The following is a 19,824-nucleotide window of genomic DNA, read 5'->3' on the forward strand; positions in this document are numbered from 1 at the left end:
GCGCATGACCGACACCGTCTCCTTCGGCTACGAAGACGTCGCCCCCGACGAGAAGACCCGCCGCGTCGGCGGCGTGTTCTCCAGCGTCGCCTCCAGCTACGACCTGATGAACGACGCGATGTCGGGCGGGCTGCACCGCGTGTGGAAGGACGTGTTCGTTCGCCGCGTGAAGCCGCGCGAAGGCGAGACGATCCTCGACATGGCCGGCGGCACCGGCGACATCGCCTTCCGCATGGCCGAATCGGGCGCGGCGGTGACCGTCGCCGACATCAACCCGGACATGCTCGCCGTCGGCCTCGACCGCGCTGCCAAGCGCGGCATCGACGGCCTCGTGTGGAGCGAGGCCAATGCCGAGGCGCTGCAGTGGCCCGATCGCTTCTTCGACGCCTACACCATCGCCTTCGGCATCCGGAACGTCACCGACATCCCCAAGGCGCTGCGCGAGGCGCATCGCGTGCTCAAGCGCGGCGGGCGCTTCTTCGTCCTCGAATTCTCGACGACGCTCTGGCCGGGCTTCGCCGACGTCTATGACGCCTATTCGCACCATCTCGTGCCCAAGCTCGGCAAGCTGCTGGCGAATGACGAGGAGAGCTATCGCTACCTCATCGAATCGATCCGGCGCTTTCCCGACATGCCGACCTTCGAGCGGATGATCAAAGAGGCCGGCTTCGTGCAGACCCGGGTCGAGCCGATGCTGGGCGGGCTGGTGGCGATTCACAGCGGCTGGAAGATTTGACCGCTCCCGCCGTCCATCTCTTCCGCCTCCTCAAATGGGGCCGGATCCTCGCGCGCCACGGCGCACTCAGGGGAATCGAGCGCGACCGCAACACGCCGCGCGCTGTGCGCCGTCTTGCCCGGCTCGCCCGCTTCGGCGCGCGCGTGCCGGAGACGCCGCGCTATGCCGACGCTCTGCAAGCCATTGGTCCCGCCGCAATCAAGCTCGGCCAGACGCTGGCGACCCGCGCGGACCTGATCGGCGAGGCGGCGGCGCACGACCTGATGCGACTGCAGGACGCACTGCCGCCCGTCCCCTTCCCCGTGATTCGCGCCGCGATCGAGCAAAGCTTCGAGCGGCCCATCGCGGACCTGTTCGCCGAAATCGAGGACGTGCCGATCGGCGCCGCCTCGATCGCGCAGGTGCATCGCGCGACCACGACCGACGGCCGCCAGGTCGCGGTCAAGGTACTGCGCCCGGGCATCGAGACCGAGTTCGCCAAGGCGATCGACACCTATGAATGGGCCGCCGCGCAGCTCGAGGCGCAGGGCGGCGAGATCGCGCGGCTGCGCCCGCGGCTGGTGATCGAGACGTTCAAGCGCTGGACCGCGCGGGAGCTCGACCTGCGCCGCGAAGCCGCCTCCGCGTCCGAGCTGTCGGAGTCGATGGAGGCCGAGCCCGATTTCACCATTCCCCGGATCGACTGGCAGCGCACCACCGGCAAGGTGCTCACGCTGGAATGGATCGACGGCATCAAGCTGTCCAATCGCGAGGCGCTGATCGCCGCGGGGCACGATACCGAGAAGCTCGCCAACACCCTGGTCCGCGCATTCCTGCGCCAGGCGATCTCGGAAGGCTTCTTCCACGCCGACATGCATCAGGGGAATCTGTTTGCGCTGCCGGGCAGCCGCATCGCGGCGATCGACTTCGGCATCATGGGCCGCATCGACCGGCGCGCGCGCGTCTGGCTCGCCGAAATTCTCTACGGCCTGATCACCGGCAATTACCGTCGCGTCGCCGAGATCCATTTCGAGGCGGGCTATGTCCCCCCACACCACAATGTCGCCGAGTTCGCGACGGCGCTGCGCGCGGTGGGCGAGCCGATGCGCGGGCTGCCGGTCAAGGACATGTCGGTCGGGATGATGCTCGACAGTCTGTTCAACATCACCCGCGACTTCGACATGCAGACTCAGCCGCACCTGCTGCTGCTGCAGAAGACGATGGTGATGGTCGAGGGCGTCGCGACCCGGCTTCACCCCGACATCAACCTGTGGGATTCGGCCGCACCGTTCGTGCGCGAGTGGATCCGCACCGAGCTGGGGCCGGAGGCGTTCATCGCCGACCGCCTGGCCGAGGACCTCAAGACCCTCGCCCGCCTGCCCAAGCTGATCCGCAACATCGAGCGGCACTTCCCCGATCCCGGTGGTGCGCCCCCAGCACCGCCGCTCAGGGAAATCCAGGTCGTGCGCGTCGGCGGCGGCTGGCGCTATGCCGCGGTCGCGCTGCTCGCCGCGGGCGCGGGGGTCGCCGCGGCCCTGCTGCTCACCTGACAGCGCCGATCGGCCGCGGTAGAACCCGCCCGGATGACCCGTTCCCCGCTCTGGCTCTCGCGCCCCAGCCGCTTCGCCGCGCTTTCGCGAACGCGCGCGCGCCTTGTGCTGGCCGCCCTCGCGATCCTGCTGCTGGCTTCGCTCGCCGTGCTCGGCGTGCCGCAACCGGCGGCGGATGCTCCAGGCGCGAGTGGAGACCGCCAGACTGATGTCGCGCTCTATGAGGGCATCGTCGCCGCGGTCACCCACGGCCAGGACTATTACCGCGCCGCCGCCGACGCGTTGCGCGCGGGCAGCTATCCGCTGCGGCCGTTCCTCACGTTCCGGCTTCCCGGTCTCGCGGTCTTGCAGGCCGCGCTGCCGCCGGCGGTCACGCTCGGGCTGCTCTACGCCCTTGCCGCCGCGACCGGCTTCGTCTGGTATCGCCGGCTTGCCGAGGCGCTGCCCGGCGCGCCCGCGCGCCTCCTCGCGCTATTCCTGCTCGCAGCAGGCATGCTCGCCTTCGTCCAGCCCGCGCTGGTCGCATTCCACGAGATCTGGGCGGGCCTGCTCGTCGCGCTCAGCCTCGCGCTGCGCCGACCCGGACAGTGGGTCGAGGCCGCCGCGATCGCGCTGATCGCGATGCTCGTGCGCGAGACCGCTGCGCTCTACGTGGTGATCATGTGCGGTCTCGCCTTCGCCGAAGGACAGCGGCGCGAGGCGATCGGCTGGGCGGCGGCGCTCGGCGTGTTCGCTGGCGTGCTCGCCGCGCATGCGGTCGCGGTCCATGGCGTCACCGGCGTGCTCGACGCGGCCTCGCCGGGCTGGGCGGGGATGCACGGCTTCGGCCTGTTCGTGCGCGCGATGACGCTCGCGACCGGGCTCCAGCTGCTGCCGGCGGCCGCAGCGGCACTGCTCGTCGCGCTCGCGCTGTTCGGCTGGACGAGCTGGCGTGACCCGCTCGCACTGCGCGCCGTCGCGACCTTTACCGCCTATGCCCTGGTCATCAGCCTGTTCGCGCGTCTCGACACCTTCTACTGGGGATTGCTGATCGCACCCGCCTTCCTCGCGGGGCTGGCCTTCGTCCCCGACGGGCTGCGCGATCTCGGGGTCCGCGCCCTCGACACGCGCCGTGTGCGGGTGCACAGGGTCGAACGATGAAGCGCATCCTCCTGATCGTCGGCGGCGGGATCGCCGCCTACAAGGCGTGCGAGCTGATCCGGCTTGCGCGCAAGGCCGGGATCGGCGTCACTTGCGTGCTGACCCCCGGCGGAGAGCATTTCGTGACCCCGATGACGCTCGCCGCCTTGTCCGAGAACCAGGTGTTCACGACCCTGTGGGACCTCAAGGACGAGGCCGAGATGGGGCATATCCAGCTCAGCCGGAACGCGGACCTTGTCGTCGTCGCACCCGCCACCGCCGGCCTCCTGGCGAAGATGGCGACGGGACAGGCCGACGATCTCGCGACCACCCTGCTGCTCGCCACCGACAAGCCGGTGCTCGCGGCGCCGGCAATGAACGTGCGGATGTGGCAGCACGCCGCCACGGTGCGCAACGTCGCCCGGCTGCGCGCCGATGGGGTCACGGTGATGGAGCCTGACGAGGGCCCGATGGCGTGCGGCGAGTTCGGCCCCGGCCGCCTGCCCGAGCCCGAAGCGATCCTCGCCGCGATCGAGGCCGCGCTGGCGCCGCGCGCTGGGCGGCTTTCCGGCAAGCATATCCTCGTCACCGCCGGCCCTACGCACGAGCCGATCGATCCGGTGCGCTACATCGCCAACCGCTCGTCGGGAAAGCAGGGTTTCGAAATCGCCGCTGCGCTTGCCGAGCTCGGCGCTCGCGTGACATTGGTCGCCGGCCCGGTCACCCTGCCCACCCCGCCGCACGTCGATCGCGTCGATGTCGAGACCGCGCGCGAGATGGCGGCGGCGGTCGACGCCGCGCTTCCCGCCGACGCCGCGGTGATGGTGGCCGCCGTCGCCGACTGGCGCACCGCCAGCGCCGCGGAACAGAAGATCAAGAAGGGCGAAGCCGCCCCCGCGCTCGCGCTCACGGAGAACCCGGATATCCTCGCCACGCTCGCCCATGGCCCGCATCGTCCGAAGCTGGTGGTTGGTTTCGCCGCCGAAACAGAACGGGTCGTCGAACACGCTACCGCGAAACGGACTCGCAAGGGCGTGGACTGGATTGTCGCCAACGATGTTTCGGGCGATGTGATGGGCGGTGACAGCAACAGCGTCCATCTCGTCACCGGCGGCCGCACGGAAAGCTGGGAGCGCCTGTCCAAGCAGGACGTCGCGCGCCGCCTTGCGGATCGGATCGCCGATGCGCTCTAGCCTGATCCTCCTCCCGCTGCTGCTGCTCGCCGCGTGCGCGTCGGGCAATGGCAAGCTGCCTGCCACCCCGGCCGCGCCGCCGCTATTCACCGAGACCGTCGGCACGCCGCCGCGCGATGCCGAGACGCTGTTCGTGCTGGTCCATGGCGACGGCGCGGCGGGCACCGAGATCGACATCAGCGGCTTCGCCAAGTCGCTCGCCAGCGCCGAGCCGACGAGCGCGGTCGTGCGGCTGCTGCGCCCTGGCTATGCCGATGGCGCGGGCAACCAGTCACCCGGCGCGCGCGGCGCCGGGGCCGGCGACGACTATACCTCGGACCGGATCGCGGTGGTCGGCGACACGATCGCCGTGCTGCGCCAGCGCTACCGTGGCGCCCGCGTCGTCGCGATCGGCGAAGGCGGCGGCGCGGCGATCGTCGCCAATCTCGCCGGGCTGCGAAGCGATCTGATCGACGGCATGGTGCTCGTCTCCTGCCCCTGCGCGCTGCCCGAGTGGCGCCGCTACATGGCGGGGCGCGAGAAGCCCGGCGATGCTTGGCGCGCCAAGATCGACAGCCTCGACCCGCTGCAGACAGCCGGCGGCATCGCCCCCACCCTGCGCGCGGCGCTGATCAGCGGCGCCGACGACAAGACCGTTCCGGCCCGCTTCGCGCGCTCCTATGCCGAGGCGCTGAGCCTGCGCGGCATCGCCACCGACTTCCGCATCCTGCCCGAGCAAGGCAGCCACGTGCTCAGCGATCCGCAGGTGATCGAAGCGACGCGACGTCTTGCCTCGGCGCTGCCCCGGACACCGCAATGAGCGCGCCGGCTATCCAGATCCGGCTCGCGCGGCTGCCGCATGGCGCGGGGCTGCCGCTGCCTGCCTATGCGACGGCGGGCGCCGCCGGCATGGACGTGGTCGCGGCGGAGGACCTGATCCTTGCGCCGGGCGCGCGCCACGCCGTCGCCACCGGCTTCGCGATCGCCATTCCCGACGGCTACGAGGTGCAGGTGCGTCCGCGCTCGGGGCTCGCGCTCAAGCACGGCATCACTTGCCTCAACACGCCCGGCACGATCGACAGCGATTATCGCGGCGAGGTCAAGGTGATCCTCGCCAATCTGGGCAGCGAGCCCTTCCCGATCGCCCGCGGCGAGCGAATCGCGCAGCTCGTCGCGGCGCCGGTCCAGCGTGCGGTGTTCGCCGAAGTCGTGGCGCTCGACGATACCGCGCGCGGCGCCGGCGGGTTCGGATCGACGGGGCGGTGATGGCCGAGCCGCTCGCGTTGGTCCTCGCGCTCGCCGCCGCGGGGCAGCAGGCCCTGCCCGCTGCGCCCACGCCCGCGCCGGCAGCGCCCGCCGCGGAGAAAGCCGCCGGGATCGACTGGGCAACGCTGCCCGACCTGCCCTATCGCCAGCCGCCGCAGATGACCGCGGCGATGCACAGCTATGTCCAGGGCCAGGTGCGCGCGCGTAAGTGCCGCGCGCGGCGGCTGGTCGACGGACGCCCGGCGATGCGCGTCGAGGTGGCGGTGCTCGTCCACCCCGAGGATGGCGTGCGCGCCTCGATCCCGCGCTCGATCGGCTGCGGCGTGGTCGAGCAATATGCCGCAGGACTGGTCTCCAGCTTCGCGCGCAACAACCTGACCGCGCGCGGCAGCGGGGCGGAGCAATGGTATCGCGCCACCGTGACCTTCGTCTGGAAATGAACCTCTCCGACGCCGAGCTCGAACGCTACGCGCGCCATATCATACTCAAGGAGATCGGCGGCGCGGGCCAGATGCGGCTCAAGGCGGCGCGGGTGCTGGTGATCGGCGCGGGCGGCATCGGCTCGCCCGCGATCCAGTATCTCGCGGCCGCCGGTGTTGGCCGCATCGCGATCGTCGATGACGACCGTGTCGACCTCTCCAATCTCCAGCGGCAGACGATTTTCGCGACGTCCGACACCGGCCAATCCAAGGCCGTTGCCGCACTGGCGCGCGCGCAGGCGCTCAACCCGCATGTCGAGCTGTTGGCGTGGCAGCACCGCATCGACCGCGGAAATGTCGACGAATATGTCCGCGGCACCGACGTCGTGCTCGACGGCACCGACAATTTCGCCACGCGTCTGCTCGTCGCCGACGCCGCGCTGCGCCAGCGCGTGCCGCTGGTGAGCGCGGCGGTCGGCGAGTTCGAGGGCCAGCTCGGCGTGTTCCGCGGGTGGGAAGTGGACAAGCCCTGCTATCGCTGCTTCACCGGCACCGATCCGGAGACGCCCGGGATCAACTGCGCCGAGCAGGGCGTGCTCGGCGCGCTTACGGGCGTGATGGGCAGTCTCGCCGCGCTCGAAGTGATCCGCGCGATCGCGCCGTTCGGCGAGGACAGCGCTGGCAAGCTGCTGCTCGCCGACACGCTGGCGCTGCGCTTCCGCACGCTGACCTTGCCCAAGGATCCCGGATGCCCGGCATGCGGGGGCTGACGATCATCGCCGCCGGCGCGGATGTCGAGCGCTTCCGCGCCGCGCTGTCGCTTGCTTGTGCGCAGGCGGCGCTGGGGGGCACTGCGCGCCTGTACTGTCACGAGGCCGCGGTTGGCCTGCTCGTGCCCGGCACGGACCCGGACGACGCCCTGCGCGCCGCCGCGGGTCTTGCGAGCCGAGCTCAGCTGCTCGAGGAGGCCTTGGCGAGCGGAGTCACTCTGATCGCCTGCCAGACCGGCCTCGCCGCGGCGGGGGTCGCCTTCGATGCGCTGCCGGCCGGTGTCGAGCCGGGCGGCCTGGTCTCACTGCTCGCCGACCTGCGCGAGGACCGGTTGATCACGTTCTAGGCGCGTTGCGCTCGATCCAGGCGACCGCGAAGGCTAGCATCGGCGCCGCATCGACCAGCACGCAATCGGAGTCCCCGACCTTGCCGCGCGTGCCCCGTCCGGCCGCGAGGAAATCCTCGACCACCGTCCCGAAATAATCGTCGGCGAAGCCCTCGGGCGGGTCGGCGGTGTCGAACTCCTCGACCGTCCGCCACTCGGTGCCGTGCTCGGTCGCGAACGGCACTTCCTTGCGGATCACCCGCTTGGCGATGTCCGCGAGATGCTCGGCGTGATGGATCAGCGTCATCGTGTCGAGCGGCGCGCCGAGCATCAGCACCTTGCCATTCACCTGCGCGAGCCTGGCGAAGGGCGATCCCGGCCCATAGCCATAGTCGAGCGGATGCTCTGCGGTCAGCCAGTTCGCACCGGCGCCGATCGCCACCACGCGCGCGCCCGGGTTGCGGCTCGCCACCGCGCCGCGCGTGGTGCGCAGCAGCTCGGAAAAGACGCCGTTGTCGCGCACCGCGCGCGATGCGTCGCGGTCGAACGGCGGGACGTGCGGCTTCCACCACATCGGCACGCGGCCATGTTCGTCGAGCAGCTCCTCGTAGTCGGCTTCCCAGTCGGCATAGGCGGCGATCGTTCCCTCCGGTCCGACCGCATCGCGCAACGCGCCGATCACCGCGTCCCCCTGCCCCAGCACCGGCCCGATCCGGCGCAGCGCCGCGTGGACCATCACGGGAGCGCCCGCCGCAAGGCCGAGCGCGCGCAGGTCCGCCGCCAGTTCGTCGCGCGTGCGCATCAGTCGGCGGGGAAGCCCTGCCGCTTCCCGCCCGCCTTGTGGACAACGCCGTGGCGCATCACGAAGTCGACCTTCTCCATCCGCGTCACATCCTCGAGCGGGCTGCCCGCGACCGCGATGATGTCGGCATCCTTGCCCGGCTCGATCGTGCCGATCGAGGCGCGGCCGAGCGCCTCCGCCGCATTGACCGTCGCCGCCTTGAGCGCCTGCGCGGGCGTCATCCCCGCCTTGACCATCAGCGCGAACTCCTTCGCATTGTCGCCATGTTTCGACACGCCGGTGTCGGTGCCGAATGCCACCTTCACGCCCGCGGCAAGGGCCTTGCTGTGGCTGGCGAAGGCGGCGGCCGCCGCCTCCTCGGCTTTGGGGATGGTCGCGGGCGGGAGCAGGTCGGCACGCGCGAATTCGAGCGCGGCGGCAGGCGCCATCATGGTCGGGACAAGCCAAGTGCCATTTGCCTTCATTGCCCGAATTGCCTCGTCGTCGAGGAAGGTGCCATGGTCGACCGTGTCGACGCCCGCCGCGATCGCCGCCTTGGTCCCGGCCACGGCATGGCTGTGCGTCGCGACCCTGCGGCCGAGGCCGTGGGCGGTGTCGATGATCGCCTTCATCTCCTCGTCGGTCATCGCGCGCCCGAGCCCGCCCGAGACGTTGGAGAGCACGCCGCCGGTCGACATGTACTTGATCACCTGAGCGCCCAAGGCGACCTGCTGACGCACCGCACGGCGGCAATCGTCGGGGCCGTCGCAGGTGTTGATCTGATGCTGGTGCAGCGCGTCGGCGAACACCTCGGCGACGCCATTGGTGCCGTCGGCATGCCCGCCCGAGACCGAGATCGGATTGCCCGCGTTGACGATCGTCGGCCCCGAGATCGTGCCGCGCTCGACACCCTCGCGCAGCGCCCGCATGCCGCGCGCGCTGCCGCCGAGATCGCGCACCGTGGTGAAGCCCGCATCGAGCGTCACCCGCGCATTGGCGACGGCGTACATCATGTCGTCGGCATCGTCGCGGTTGAGCGCGGTCAGCCGGTCGCGCAGCGGATCGCCGCCGATCCCCCAGAGGTGGACATGCATGTCGACCAGCCCGGGCAGCACGAAGCGGTCCCTGAGGTCGATCAGCTCGGCCCCGCCCTCGGGCGTCACGAAGCCGTCGCGCACTTCGGCCACTTTGCCGTCGCGCACCACGATCGTGCTCGCCCCGCGCGGCGCCTCGCCCGGCTTCGCCAGCAGCGCGCCGGCGTGGATGAACTTGACCTTGGGCGCGGCGGTCTGCGCGGCGAGCGGGGTGGCGGCAAGCAACAGGGCGGTGACGGCGGCGATACGACGCATAAAGGCTCCCCTCTTTTCGTTTCGCGGGAAACTAGCAGCAAGCCTTCAGCTCGCCATCACTTTCTTGGCGCTTCGACCGCCAGCGGCAGCACATGCCGGAGCAGCGCGGCAAAGGTGCGGCCCGGCTCCTCGACCATCGGCAGATGAGAGGAATGCTCGAACCACACCACCTGCTTGCGCGGTGCGGAGACACGCTTCAGCCACGCATCGGCTAGGCTCGAAGTGGTGGTGCGGTCGTGCCGGCCGAGAAAGAAGATCACCGGCGTGTCGATCCGGCGGACATCGTCGAAGCTCACCTGGGCAAGCCGCGGCCACAGCGTCTTGACGGTGAACAGGCTGCCGTCACCCCACGCCTTGACGTCGGCCGGCGTATATTCGGGGGAGAGACGCGGCGCGCGCAGATAGAAGTTCGCGTCCTCGCGATAGGCCGCGAGCGAGCCGTAGCGGATCGCATATTTGCGCCAGCCATCGGCCTGGTCGATCGTGAAGCTGCCGCCGTCGGGATAGGGCTTGAGCGCTTCGATCGCCTTCACCGCCTCGGTATCGCCGCGCTGCTTCGCCTGAGCGAGCGTCCAGGCCATGCCGGCGCGCTCATTGTCCTTCCAGTCGATCGCCTGCCCCATGCCGACATAAGCGTAGAGCAGGTCGGGCCGCTTCGCCGCGACCGCCAGCCCGACGCTGCTGCCCCAGCTATGGCCGAGCAGGACGATCTTGCGCTTGCCGTAGCGCTTGCGCAGATCCTCGATCAACTCGATCGCGTCGTCGCGATAGCGTTCGAGGGTCAGCGTCGGCGCGAGCTTGGCCGGATCCTCGAGCAGGTACGACCGCCCCGCCCCGCGCTGGTCCCATTGCACTACGGTGAAGACATCCTCCCATGGCCGCTGGAAACTCCACGCGATCGGCATCTCCACGGCGCCAGGCCCGCCATGAATGAAGAGGAGGATCGGGTTGTCGCGGTCGGCGCCGCGCACGTTGACCACCTGCCGCGCGCCGCCGAGCGTCACCTCGAACGTCTCCTGCACGCCATTCGGCGTGACGACGCGGTTGATGTCGGCGATCACCGCGCGCCCCTCGGCATAGGGATCGGTCTGCGCGGCGGCGGGAACGACAGCGATCAGCGGAAGCAGCACGAGGCGTCGGAACATGCGGATTCTCCTTGTGGCGCAATGGCTAGGCCAGGCGCCCCGCACCCGCAACGCTCCACAACCGGACATGAACGGCGCGGCCACGGCGAGTTCAGGCGGGCCCCGCCAGTCTTGCGGCAAATCCGGGGGCAATGGAGGTGAAGATGTCGACATCCGCCCCGCGCCGTCGGGCGCGCAATGCACTGGTCGTCGGGAGCGCGCTCGCGGCGCTGATCGCCCTGTCCGCCTGCGATCCGCGCGCGGTCGAGCAGACCGAGACCGCGGCGCTGACCAACGCAACGCTGCCCCCGCTTCCCGAAGCGCTGCCGATGACCGCGGCGTCCGAGCCGCTGGTCTATGCGCCCGCCGCCGAGCGGCTGCCCGCGGCGCGCCAGCTCGCTTACGCCGATCCGGGCGATCAGGGCTATGCCTGGATCGACCGCGCCGACACGATCTTCGACGTGATCGGCGACGCGCCGCCCGATTATGGCTTCGGCTATGACGATGTCGAGCCATGGGGCTGGGAGGCCGCGAACGGCTATATCACCTATGCCGAGCCGATCGACGACGGCTACTACCGCTACTATTATTACGAACCGGAAGCGGATTACCCGTATCTCGTGCGCGATCCCTGGTACAGCTACGGCTATTCCGACGGGCGCATCGCCGCGGTTTATGACGCCGGGGGCGCATTGCTCCCGCTCGCCCTGGCAAGGCAGCGCGTGGACTATGGCTCGCGCTACTACGCCCGCGCACATGACCTGCGGCGGGCCGCGCGACGCGAGCGCCGGGGCGTCGCCGCGCCGGTCTGGGCGGCGCGCCGCCCGGCGATCGAGCGGGCGCGCCAGCAATGGGCCGGCGCGCGCAACACCCAGCCGGCGTGGCGCGAGTGGCGCCAGCGCGCCGAGGTACGGGCGCAGCGCCAGCAGCTGCGCGCCGAGCGCGAGATTCGTCGCGGCGCCGCGCAGCGCTTCGCCAGCTGGCAGGAAGACGGGCTGCGTGGACGCGTACCCGCGCTTTACACGCCGCAGCGCCGCCCGACGGAGCGCCTCGATCGTCAGGCCGAGCGCGCCCAGCGCCAGGTGCAGCGTCAGCAGCTCGCCGCCGACCGCGCCGTGCGTCAGGCGCAACGCGCGCAGTTCATGGACGGCCGGCGCGACCGCGAGATCACGCCGGCCCAACAGCGCCGCCGCGAGATCATGCAGCCGCGGCTCGACCCGCATGACGGCGCCCGCCAGCAATTGCGCGCCGACCGCCAGGCCCAACGCGCCGCGCAGCGCCAGGCGCGCCTCGCCGACCGCACGGGCGAAGCGCAGCTCCAGGCCCGGTCGCAGCAGCGCGCCCAGCGCCAGGCCGAACGCGCGCAGCAGCTCGCGCAACGCCAGCAGCGGGCGGCTGAAGGGCAGCGCCGTCAGGGCGAGATGCGCCAGCGCGCCGAACGCCAGCAGCGTGATTCCGCGCAGCTCGCGCGCCGCCAGCAGGCCGAGCAGCGTCGTTCGCAGATGGCAGCGGCCGCTCGTGCGCAGCGCGACTCGGTCCAGCGCCAGCAGCGCGCGCAGATGCAGGCGGCACGGGCCCAGCAACGCGCGGTGCGCGATCAGGCGATGGCGGTGCGGCGCCAGCAGGATGCCGGCCGGCAACAGCAGATGGCGGCCGCCCGCGAGCAGCGCGCCGCCGAACGCCAGCAGCAGATGGCCGCGCGCCAGCAGGCAGCGCAGCAGCATCAGCAGGCACGTCAGGCCGCGGTCCAGGCGCGCGCCGAGCGCCGGGCCGAACGTGGCGGCGGTGGCGGTGGCGGTGGCGGTGGCGGTGGCGGTGGCGGCGAACGCCGCGGCCGTCGCGACTGATCCGCTCGGCCGCCCTCAGACGGTCCGGCCGTCGATCCCGGTGAAAGGCAAGATCCCGCGATATTGCTCGAGCGGCGGCGCGCCGGGCAGCAGCGCGCCCTGGCGCAGCATGAAGACGTGGCGGACGATCTCCGCCTGCTGCTCGAGCCCGTAGCGTTCGAGCCGCCAGCCGGGCTTCAGGCTATAGCCATAGCGGCAGAACGGATGGCGGCGCAGCGGCAGGAAGATGCCCTTCTGGTGCTGCCAGATGTGCACCATCTCGTGGATGAACAGGCCCTGCAGCGCCAGCGAGGCCTCCGCGAAATCGTCGCGGTAGTTGCAGCCCTTGGGATGGAAGTGGATGCAGCCGAGCGGCGCCATCGCGACCTGGCGCGGCTGGAAGAATATCCATTTGCGATTGGCGATCGCGGCACGCGAATAGTCGATCGCGTCGCCGAACACGCTGCTGGCGAGGGCGATTTCTCCGGACGTGAGCGGGCGGGTGGCATGTGCGGTCATCGGCATCCGCACATAGGCCGCCGCGCGGCGCAGGTCACGCGTTGCGCTTCAGTCACGCGGCATCACCCGGGTGTGCGCGTCGGCGAAGCCACGCACCGACTGCATCTCGGCGCGGGCCAGCCCCCACACCTCGGCGGTATAGGCGCCCCGGAACAACGCCGGGCCCATCGCGAGCGACGCGATGATCATGATCGTGAGCGGTTTCATGCACTTAGCTCGCCGCCGCGTGGTCAATGATTGGTTTTCCCCGGCCTACCCCTTTGGGGTAATCCTTAGGGACGGTACGGCTTGACGCGCCGGGCGCGGTCTTCACGCTGATACGATGACAGGAGAGGGTCGGATGCACAGACTGACGAGACGGGCCGGAATCGCCGCGATCGCCTTGGCGATGACCGCCGGCACCAGCGCGGCGCAGCAGCAGACGGCCCGCCCGATGTTCGCGACCGTCTACCGCGCCGGGCCGGCGTGGAAACCCGGCGTGCCGATGAAGGACCAGGGTCTGCGCGACCATTTCTTCTATGTGAAGGCGCTGCACGAACGCGGCGATATCGTCTATGCCGGACCGATGGGTCCCGATGGCGGGCTGATCCTGATCCACGCCGCCGACCAGGCTGCCGCGGACGCGATCGCCGCCGCCGATCCCGCGGTAAAGGCGGGCATCTTCGTCGGCGAGGCACGCGATTTCACACCGCGCTTCACCGGGGCCGGCGCGGCCACCGCCGCCAGCCCCTAGTGCGAGTCGTGCGCGTCGCCCGCGGCGCGGACCTGGGCCTGCACCTCGACCGTCTTGCCGTCGGCGAAGGCGAGACGCAGCGGCATGGTGGCGCCCACGCGTACGTCGGGCGACAGGTCGTAGAGCATGACGTGCTTGCCGCCCGGCTTGAATTCGACACGCCCCCCCGCGGCGACCGGCACGTCCTTGATCGGCGCCATCGTCATCATCGCGCCGTCCTGCTTCATCTCGTGGATCTCGCCGCGGATCGCCGCCGGGCTGGAGACGGCGACCAGGCTGGTCGCCTGCGCCCCGCCCTGCACCGTGAAATAGGCGGCAGCCGGCCGCCCTTGGACCGCGGGCAGCCGCACCCAGGCATCGCTCGCGCCCAGTTCCGCCTGCTGGCACCCCGCCAGCGCCGCGCCCGCCAGAATCATGCTGAAAACCGCCCGCATCACGCCTTCTCCTCCCGATTCGGGAAACCCGGCGGATTTCCTATTCGTCGCATAATCTTGCGGCAAGGCGCGGCCCACCTATATCGCGGCAGGTAACAACCGAATTGCCGTTTCCGGGATTCGGTAAGACGTTGAAACTTTTGGATTAGCACACGGGGGCCAATAGAGGACTCATGGGTAAGGTTATCGGAATCGATCTCGGCACGACCAACAGCTGCGTTGCGGTGATGGAGGGCGGCAAGCCCAAGGTGATCGAGAATGCGGAAGGCGCGCGCACGACGCCCTCCATCGTCGCCTTCGCCAAGGATGGCGAGCGTCTGATCGGCCAGCCGGCCAAGCGCCAGGCGGTCACGAACCCCGACAACACCGTCTTCGCGGTCAAGCGCCTGATCGGCCGCCGCTTCGACGATCCCATCACCAAGAAGGACACCGAACTGGTTCCCTACACGATCGTGAAGGGCGCCAATGGCGACGCGTGGGTCAAGGCCGGCGGCGAGGATTATTCGCCGAGCCAGATCAGCGCCTTCATCCTGCAGAAGATGAAGGAGACCGCGGAGAGCTATCTGGGCGAGACCGTGACGCAGGCGGTGATCACCGTTCCCGCCTATTTCAACGACGCCCAGCGCCAGGCAACCAAGGACGCCGGCAAGATCGCGGGCCTCGAAGTGCTGCGCATCATCAACGAGCCGACCGCCGCGGCGCTGGCCTATGGCCTCGAGAAGACCGACGGCAAGACCATCGCGGTCTATGACCTGGGCGGCGGCACCTTCGACATCTCGATCCTCGAGATCGGCGACGGCGTGTTCGAGGTGAAGGCGACCAACGGCGACACCTTCCTCGGCGGCGAGGACTTCGACAGCAAGGTCGTCCAGTTCCTGGCCGACGACTTCAAGAAGGCCGAAGGCATCGACCTCACCAAGGACAAGCTCGCGCTGCAGCGGCTCAAGGAAGCCGCCGAGAAGGCGAAGATCGAGCTGTCGTCCGCCGCGACGACCGAGGTCAACCTGCCCTTCATCACCGCCGACCAGAACGGCCCCAAGCATCTCGTCAAGACGATCACCCGCGCCGATCTCGAGCGGCTGGTCGACGACCTGATCACCCGCACGCTCGAGCCGTGCCGCAAGGCGATGGCCGATGCGGGCATCAAGGCGAATGCGATCGACGAGGTCGTGCTCGTCGGCGGCATGACGCGCATGCCCAAGGTGCGCCAGGTCGTGAAGGACTTCTTCGGCAAGGAGCCGCACACCGGCGTCAACCCCGACGAGGTCGTCGCGATCGGTGCGGCGATCCAGGCCGGCGTGCTGCAGGGCGACGTCAAGGACGTGCTGCTGCTCGACGTGACTCCGCTCTCGCTCGGCATCGAGACGCTGGGCGGCGTGTTCACGCGCATGATCGACCGCAACACCACGATCCCGACCAAGAAGTCGCAGGTCTATTCCACCGCTGACGACAATCAGCAGGCGGTGACGATCCGCGTCTTCCAGGGCGAACGGGAGATGGCCGCGGACAACAAGCTGCTCGGCCAGTTCGACCTGGTCGGCATCCCCCCGGCCCCGCGCGGCGTGCCGCAGATCGAGGTCACCTTCGACATCGACGCCAACGGCATCGTCAACGTCTCGGCGAAGGACAAGGGCACCGGCAAGGAGCAGCAGATCCGCATCCAGGCCTCGGGCGGCCTCAGCGACGCCGACATCGAGCAGATGGTCCGCGACGCCGAGAACTTCGCCGAAGAGGACAAGAAGCGCCGCGCCGCGGCCGAGGCGAAGAACAACGCCGAGAGCCTGATCCACACCACCGAGCGCCAGCTCGCGGAGAATGGCGACAAGGTCGACGATGCGCTGAAGGGCGAGATCCAGGCGGCGATCGACGAGGCCAAGGCGGCGGTCGAGAGCGGCGATTCGGATGCGATGAACGAGAAGAGCCAGGCGCTCGCGCAGGTGGCGATGAAGCTCGGCCAGGCGATCTATGAGAAGCAGCAGCAGTCCGAGGCTTCGCCTTCGGCTGCGGCTCCGGCGGAGAATGAGGGCGGCGACGATGTCGTCGATGCCGAATTCTCCGAGGTGGACGACAACAAGGCGTAAGCTATGCTCGCCCCCGCCATTTTCGAATTTCGGGGATGGCGGGGGCATGGGCGGGGGCCGAGTGAATGACCACCCAGACTGATTATTACGAGCTGCTAGGCTGCTCCCGCGACGCGGACGACGCCACGATCAAGGCCGCGTTCCGCAAGCTCGCGCTCAAATTCCACCCCGACAAGAATGGCGGGTGCAAGGACCACGAGGCGAAGTTCAAGGCGATCAACGAAGCCTATGACTGCCTGAAGGATCCGCAGAAGCGCGCCGCTTATGACCGGTTCGGCCATGCGGGCCCGGCGGGCATGGGCGGCGGCCAGGGCCCGGGCTTCGACGCCTTTTCCGACATCTTCGAATCGATGTTCGGCGAGTTCATGGGCGGCGGCCGCGGCGGCCCGCGCCAGCAGCGCGGCGCCGACCTGCGCTACGACATGGAGATCAGCCTGGAAGACGCCTTCCACGGCAAGCAGACCGACATCACGATCGATGTCTCGGGCATCTGCGAGCCGTGTGGCGGCACCGGCGCCTCGCCCGGCACCATGGCGAAGACCTGCGGCACCTGCCGCGGGCATGGCAAGGTGCGCGCGCAACAGGGCTTCTTCATGGTCGAGCGGACCTGCCCGTCGTGCCACGGCGCGGGGCAGACGATCACCGATCCGTGCCGCAACTGCCGCGGCGAGGGCCGCACCGACAAGACCGTGACGCTCGCGGTGAACGTGCCGCCGGGCGTCGACGAGGGTACGCGCATCCGCCTCTCCGGCCAGGGCGAGGCCGGCGCGCGCGGCGCGCCTCCGGGCGATCTCTACATATTCCTCCATGTCGCCAAGCACGCGATCTTCGAGCGCGAAGGCACCACGCTCTACGCGCGCGCGCCGATCAGCTTCACCACGGCGGCATTGGGCGGCGAGATCGAGATCCCCGGTCCCGACGGCGAACTGCACAACATCCGCATCAATCCCGGCACCCAGTCGGGTCGCGAGGTGCGCCAGCGCGGCGCGGGCATGCCCGTGCTGCAAGGCCGCGGCCGCGGCGACCTGGTGGTCAAGCTCGAGGTCGAGATCCCGACCAAGCTCTCGCCCCGCCAGAAGGAACTGCTCGACGAGTTCCGCACGCTCGAGACCGGAGAGGAATGTCCGGCCTCGACCGGTTTCTTCGCCAAGGTCAAGAAGGCGGTCGGCGGCGGCTGCTGACCACCGCTAGACAGCGGCGTCGCAAACTAGCCTCCGAAGCCATGGGGAGAGAGGCGCGGAAGGGTGACGGTGGGCACGACGCTGGCTTGTCCTCGCCCTCCCACTCAGCTTTGCTGCTTAGGCCCTACCTCTCCAAGGGAGAGGGCTGATGCCCGCTTTTCACTCAAAATCGGTCAGACCGCTAACGACCCCATAGCGGTCGTTAGTCGCACGAGCGGCTAACGACGTACTTGCTTCCTTGACCGGATGAGAGGGCGGGGCCATGCTGGCATTGTGTCAGGGTTGAAAACAGCCGTCGCAGCCGGCGTTCTGTTTCTTACGGTTTTGCATGCTCGCGATCTCGATCTTGTATCGGGATCTAATCTCGCTGCTTGTGATGTTGCTATCCGCGCTGGCGTTCGTGCTATCTCTGACGCGAGCACCGAAATTGAAGGGAGCAGTGTTTCTTAGCGGTTTCCTGTTCGTGCTTGCCAGCACGTTCCCGATGCTTCGGACAAGTCTAATGTTGTGGGGCAGTTCGTCCGGTGGGCCGGCGTTGGCATGGCTCTCCGGTTACGTGCTTATATCTCTGGCAGCATTGATGAGTGTGTCTCGACTAATGCGCCGCCCTACCCCCTCGTCCTTCACCGCTGGTTGACGGCAGCTACCCACCCCAATTCGAGCCGTTCCGCAGTGACGAAGTCTTCCTAACAACGGTCAGGCGGCAAACGACCCCATTGCGGACATTCGCGAGCAAGATAGTGTGCCGCTGTTTTGGAGGCGCGATGAAGCGGTATTTGTTCATTTGTAGTCAGAACCGGCTCAGAAGTCCGACGGCTGAGCAAATCTTTTCGGGTCGAACCGACATCGAAGTGGCGTCGGCTGGCACCAATAACGACGCCGAAAACCCGCTGACTGAGGAACTTATCCGATGGGCCGACTTCGTTGTCGTCATGGAAAAGACTCACCGCAACAAGGTTCAAAAGCGATTCAACAACGCCCTCGGTAACAAGCGAATGATCTGCTTGGACATCCCGGACGATTACGACTTCATGGACGCGGGATTGATCAGGCTACTCGAAGCGCGGATGGCTCGCCACCTCCCTATGAGTTCGCCCGCTTAAACCGAATGACCGCTAACCACCCATTTCGAGCCGTTCCGCCGTTGCGACGACGCGCCAGGAGCCGACGGTCGGCAAACGACCCCATTGCGGTCATAGCGGCCATCGGCGAGTTTCATTTCAAACGGCAGGAGGGGTTTGCAGCAATGTCACTCTTTGCAGCCTTGCTGGCCTTCGCCTCCATCGCCGCGCCACAACCGGCCGAATCGTCACCGGGACTCAAATTGCTGGTGATCGAGTTGCCTGACGGCGTGCGAGGTGGAGTGGGCCGAATTAAAGGGAAAGGCGCTGTTCCCAAGGGAACGGACCGACTGTTCTTTCTTCATCTACTCGACATTGCTCGCCAGTGTGGGCCAATTTCCCGATGCTCTCAACCAACTGGTCGCATAGCGCGCACATTGTGAGTTGGAGCACCGTCAGGGATCGCGAGGTTGTCGCTTGTCTCCGGTCCAAGATGCCGACACACTTCAATGCCGGCCTTGCCGAACCTGATGCTCGCCGGGGATTTACTTTGCCCGATACTGCGTCATTTCGCGAATTTGAAACGGTGGAAGCTCGTCGCTGAGTTCCAATGAGCGACAGCTTTCCACCCGATAACTACCCCGCTTGCAATGTTGGAATTGGTTTGCTTGCATCGACCAGCTGCATAGCGCCGCTCTTTGATCTCGTCGATCAGCGCCTGGTTAACGCACCCCGCCCATATGAAGACGATGAAGTTGACAGAATGAATCGCGTTCCGCGTAACTTCGTCAACTTCTCGGCAGCGGCAGGATACAACGTAAAGAACAGAGAAAGGCGCAAGGAAAAGGGGGCCGGCGTTTCCGCCAGCCCCCCGTGTCGCCGGACTTTCGGACCTCGCGCTGCCGCAAGGGCTGCGCGCGCCTTCACGTCGGCGGCATCGCCCGATCCGCGCCGGCAAGGGTGGCGGACCAGAGCGCTTGGCCGGTGGTCAGCGAATGCCTTCCCTCGGCCGGTCACCGGGGCGGGGGCAATCCCGAAGGATCGGCTTCCCACCTCGATGTCCTTTGCTCCACCTTTGCCGTGCGGCATCGGCTTCGCGGTTTCGGTCATCAAATCCCGTCGATCCCGAAGGATCGTCGCGTTTCGATGTCCCCGCCCGGTCCATGCCGCTTCCAAGGGCGAGCCCCAGGAAAAAGACAATTTCCGTGCGGTTGGTTATCCGGCTCGACAGCGCCGAAGCACTGTCCGCCCTGACAACCCGCTCCACCTGTCGCCCGAAGGCCTGGGCTTCGCGTTTTGGTCGCCTGGCTGGGCCATGCTCCGGGGGAGCATTTCCTGCCCTGGCGGCCCGCCTTTCCCATGCCGAAGCATCGGAGAGACGTTTTGGACACCGGATCC

At 68.5% G+C, this 19,824-nt stretch carries 20 protein-coding genes; 14 read left to right on the forward strand and 6 right to left on the reverse strand.

Annotation, left to right across the window (positions count from 1 at the left end; translation table 11 throughout):
- The first annotated feature begins 4 nt into the window (after nt 1–4).
- From ABDV68_RS06325 to ABDV68_RS06365, 9 genes are read left to right on the forward strand one after another with little or no spacing between them, the layout of a single operon-like run.
- Complete coding sequence (locus tag ABDV68_RS06325) at nt 5–736, forward strand: class I SAM-dependent methyltransferase (protein WP_343518872.1); 732 nt, start codon at nt 5–7, stop codon at nt 734–736.
- Nucleotides 733–2,265 (forward strand): 2-polyprenylphenol 6-hydroxylase, encoded by a 1,533-nt coding sequence (gene ubiB, locus ABDV68_RS06330; protein ID WP_343518873.1) that lies wholly within the window; start codon nt 733–735, stop codon nt 2,263–2,265. The genes ABDV68_RS06325 and ubiB overlap by 4 nt, the downstream gene beginning before the upstream one ends.
- 33 nt (nt 2,266–2,298) lie before the next feature.
- Complete coding sequence (locus ABDV68_RS06335) at nt 2,299–3,405, forward strand: hypothetical protein (protein ID WP_343518875.1); 1,107 nt, start codon at nt 2,299–2,301, stop codon at nt 3,403–3,405.
- Nucleotides 3,402–4,577: a bifunctional phosphopantothenoylcysteine decarboxylase/phosphopantothenate--cysteine ligase CoaBC gene (gene coaBC / locus ABDV68_RS06340; RefSeq protein WP_343518876.1), complete on the forward strand. Its 1,176-nt coding sequence runs from the start codon at nt 3,402–3,404 to the stop codon at nt 4,575–4,577. Before ABDV68_RS06335 ends, coaBC begins: the two co-directional genes overlap by 4 nt.
- Entirely contained in the window at nt 4,567–5,376 is an 810-nt protein-coding gene (locus ABDV68_RS06345) for a hypothetical protein (RefSeq protein ID WP_343518878.1), read from the forward strand. Before coaBC ends, ABDV68_RS06345 begins: the two co-directional genes overlap by 11 nt.
- The gene (gene dut / locus ABDV68_RS06350; protein WP_343518880.1) at nt 5,373–5,822 is read left to right on the forward strand and encodes a dUTP diphosphatase; all 450 of its coding nucleotides are present in this window, start codon (nt 5,373–5,375) and stop codon (nt 5,820–5,822) included. Before ABDV68_RS06345 ends, dut begins: the two co-directional genes overlap by 4 nt.
- A complete protein-coding gene (locus tag ABDV68_RS06355; protein ID WP_343518881.1) occupies nt 5,822–6,262 on the forward strand; it encodes a hypothetical protein in 441 nt (146 codons plus the stop codon). The genes dut and ABDV68_RS06355 overlap by 1 nt, the downstream gene beginning before the upstream one ends.
- Nucleotides 6,259–7,011: a molybdopterin-synthase adenylyltransferase MoeB gene (moeB, locus tag ABDV68_RS06360; RefSeq protein ID WP_343518882.1), complete on the forward strand. Its 753-nt coding sequence runs from the start codon at nt 6,259–6,261 to the stop codon at nt 7,009–7,011. Before ABDV68_RS06355 ends, moeB begins: the two co-directional genes overlap by 4 nt.
- Nucleotides 6,999–7,358, forward strand: coding sequence for a peroxiredoxin (locus tag ABDV68_RS06365; RefSeq protein ID WP_343518884.1), 360 nt, complete (start codon nt 6,999–7,001; stop codon nt 7,356–7,358). The genes moeB and ABDV68_RS06365 overlap by 13 nt, the downstream gene beginning before the upstream one ends.
- Here ABDV68_RS06365 and aac(3) read toward each other — a convergent pair.
- Genes aac(3) through ABDV68_RS06380 form a run of 3 tightly spaced genes read right to left on the reverse strand, consistent with a single transcriptional unit; the run spans nt 7,348 to nt 10,612 of the window.
- On the reverse strand, nt 7,348–8,139 hold the full coding sequence (gene aac(3) / locus ABDV68_RS06370) for an aminoglycoside 3-N-acetyltransferase (protein WP_343518885.1): 792 nt from the start codon (nt 8,137–8,139) through the stop codon (nt 7,348–7,350). The genes ABDV68_RS06365 and aac(3) overlap by 11 nt on opposite strands.
- The gene (locus ABDV68_RS06375; protein WP_343518887.1) at nt 8,139–9,467 is read right to left on the reverse strand and encodes an amidohydrolase family protein; all 1,329 of its coding nucleotides are present in this window, start codon (nt 9,465–9,467) and stop codon (nt 8,139–8,141) included. Before ABDV68_RS06375 ends, aac(3) begins: the two co-directional genes overlap by 1 nt.
- A gap of 56 nt (nt 9,468–9,523) precedes the next feature.
- Nucleotides 9,524–10,612, reverse strand: a complete 1,089-nt coding sequence (locus ABDV68_RS06380) for an alpha/beta hydrolase (RefSeq protein ID WP_343518889.1) — start codon at nt 10,610–10,612, stop codon at nt 9,524–9,526.
- 143 nt (nt 10,613–10,755) lie between these two features.
- Between ABDV68_RS06380 and ABDV68_RS06385 the strand changes: the two genes are divergently transcribed.
- On the forward strand, nt 10,756–12,438 hold the full coding sequence (locus ABDV68_RS06385; RefSeq protein ID WP_343518891.1) for a hypothetical protein: 1,683 nt from the start codon (nt 10,756–10,758) through the stop codon (nt 12,436–12,438).
- Nucleotides 12,439–12,453: 15 nt separating this feature from the next.
- On the opposite strand, the gene ABDV68_RS06390 is transcribed toward ABDV68_RS06385, so the two are convergent.
- Together ABDV68_RS06390 and ABDV68_RS06395 are read right to left on the reverse strand one after the other, a co-directional pair.
- Nucleotides 12,454–12,942: a vgr related protein gene (locus ABDV68_RS06390; RefSeq protein ID WP_343518892.1), complete on the reverse strand. Its 489-nt coding sequence runs from the start codon at nt 12,940–12,942 to the stop codon at nt 12,454–12,456.
- Nucleotides 12,943–12,984: 42 nt separating this feature from the next.
- Nucleotides 12,985–13,143, reverse strand: coding sequence for a hypothetical protein (locus tag ABDV68_RS06395; protein ID WP_343518894.1), 159 nt, complete (start codon nt 13,141–13,143; stop codon nt 12,985–12,987).
- Between the two features lie 133 nt (nt 13,144–13,276).
- On the opposite strand from ABDV68_RS06395, the gene ABDV68_RS06400 reads away from it, so the two are divergent.
- Nucleotides 13,277–13,669 carry a YciI family protein gene (locus ABDV68_RS06400; protein WP_343518895.1) on the forward strand — a complete coding sequence of 131 codons (393 nt, stop codon included), beginning with the start codon at nt 13,277–13,279 and terminating at the stop codon, nt 13,667–13,669.
- On the opposite strand, the gene ABDV68_RS06405 is transcribed toward ABDV68_RS06400, so the two are convergent.
- Nucleotides 13,666–14,103, reverse strand: a complete 438-nt coding sequence (locus ABDV68_RS06405; RefSeq protein ID WP_343518897.1) for a copper chaperone PCu(A)C — start codon at nt 14,101–14,103, stop codon at nt 13,666–13,668. The two genes, ABDV68_RS06400 and ABDV68_RS06405, sit on opposite strands and share 4 nt — an antisense overlap.
- A gap of 173 nt (nt 14,104–14,276) precedes the next feature.
- Between ABDV68_RS06405 and dnaK the strand changes: the two genes are divergently transcribed.
- The 3 genes from dnaK to ABDV68_RS06420 all read left to right on the forward strand — a co-directional run bounded on the left by dnaK (nt 14,277) and on the right by ABDV68_RS06420 (nt 18,468).
- On the forward strand, nt 14,277–16,184 hold the full coding sequence (dnaK, locus tag ABDV68_RS06410) for a molecular chaperone DnaK (RefSeq protein WP_343518898.1): 1,908 nt from the start codon (nt 14,277–14,279) through the stop codon (nt 16,182–16,184).
- Between the two features lie 65 nt (nt 16,185–16,249).
- On the forward strand, nt 16,250–17,365 hold the full coding sequence (gene dnaJ, locus ABDV68_RS06415) for a molecular chaperone DnaJ (protein ID WP_343518899.1): 1,116 nt from the start codon (nt 16,250–16,252) through the stop codon (nt 17,363–17,365).
- A gap of 764 nt (nt 17,366–18,129) precedes the next feature.
- Nucleotides 18,130–18,468 (forward strand): low molecular weight protein tyrosine phosphatase family protein, encoded by a 339-nt coding sequence (locus tag ABDV68_RS06420; protein ID WP_343518900.1) that lies wholly within the window; start codon nt 18,130–18,132, stop codon nt 18,466–18,468.
- Nucleotides 18,469–19,824 lie beyond the last annotated feature (1,356 nt).

This window comes from Sphingomonas sp. (assembly GCF_039595165.1).
Lineage (GTDB): Bacteria > Pseudomonadota > Alphaproteobacteria > Sphingomonadales > Sphingomonadaceae > Sphingomonas.

Excerpts from the sequence above, each read along its gene's own strand:
- ABDV68_RS06325 (WP_343518872.1), top strand. The coding sequence starts at position 5 with ATGACCGACACCGTCTCCTTCGGCTACGAAGACGTCGCCCCCGACGAG.
- ABDV68_RS06335 (WP_343518875.1), top strand. The coding sequence starts at position 2,299 with ATGACCCGTTCCCCGCTCTGGCTCTCGCGCCCCAGCCGCTTCGCCGCG.
- coaBC (WP_343518876.1), top strand. The coding sequence starts at position 3,402 with ATGAAGCGCATCCTCCTGATCGTCGGCGGCGGGATCGCCGCCTACAAG.
- ABDV68_RS06345 (WP_343518878.1), top strand. The coding sequence starts at position 4,567 with ATGCGCTCTAGCCTGATCCTCCTCCCGCTGCTGCTGCTCGCCGCGTGC.
- dut (WP_343518880.1), top strand. The coding sequence starts at position 5,373 with ATGAGCGCGCCGGCTATCCAGATCCGGCTCGCGCGGCTGCCGCATGGC.
- ABDV68_RS06355 (WP_343518881.1), top strand. The coding sequence starts at position 5,822 with ATGGCCGAGCCGCTCGCGTTGGTCCTCGCGCTCGCCGCCGCGGGGCAG.
- moeB (WP_343518882.1), top strand. The coding sequence starts at position 6,259 with ATGAACCTCTCCGACGCCGAGCTCGAACGCTACGCGCGCCATATCATA.
- ABDV68_RS06365 (WP_343518884.1), top strand. The coding sequence starts at position 6,999 with ATGCGGGGGCTGACGATCATCGCCGCCGGCGCGGATGTCGAGCGCTTC.
- ABDV68_RS06375 (WP_343518887.1), bottom strand. The coding sequence starts at position 9,467 with ATGCGTCGTATCGCCGCCGTCACCGCCCTGTTGCTTGCCGCCACCCCG.
- ABDV68_RS06380 (WP_343518889.1), bottom strand. The coding sequence starts at position 10,612 with ATGTTCCGACGCCTCGTGCTGCTTCCGCTGATCGCTGTCGTTCCCGCC.
- ABDV68_RS06385 (WP_343518891.1), top strand. The coding sequence starts at position 10,756 with ATGTCGACATCCGCCCCGCGCCGTCGGGCGCGCAATGCACTGGTCGTC.
- ABDV68_RS06390 (WP_343518892.1), bottom strand. The coding sequence starts at position 12,942 with ATGCCGATGACCGCACATGCCACCCGCCCGCTCACGTCCGGAGAAATC.
- ABDV68_RS06395 (WP_343518894.1), bottom strand. The coding sequence starts at position 13,143 with ATGAAACCGCTCACGATCATGATCATCGCGTCGCTCGCGATGGGCCCG.
- ABDV68_RS06400 (WP_343518895.1), top strand. The coding sequence starts at position 13,277 with ATGCACAGACTGACGAGACGGGCCGGAATCGCCGCGATCGCCTTGGCG.
- ABDV68_RS06405 (WP_343518897.1), bottom strand. The coding sequence starts at position 14,103 with ATGCGGGCGGTTTTCAGCATGATTCTGGCGGGCGCGGCGCTGGCGGGG.
- dnaK (WP_343518898.1), top strand. The coding sequence starts at position 14,277 with ATGGGTAAGGTTATCGGAATCGATCTCGGCACGACCAACAGCTGCGTT.
- dnaJ (WP_343518899.1), top strand. The coding sequence starts at position 16,250 with ATGACCACCCAGACTGATTATTACGAGCTGCTAGGCTGCTCCCGCGAC.
- ABDV68_RS06420 (WP_343518900.1), top strand. The coding sequence starts at position 18,130 with ATGAAGCGGTATTTGTTCATTTGTAGTCAGAACCGGCTCAGAAGTCCG.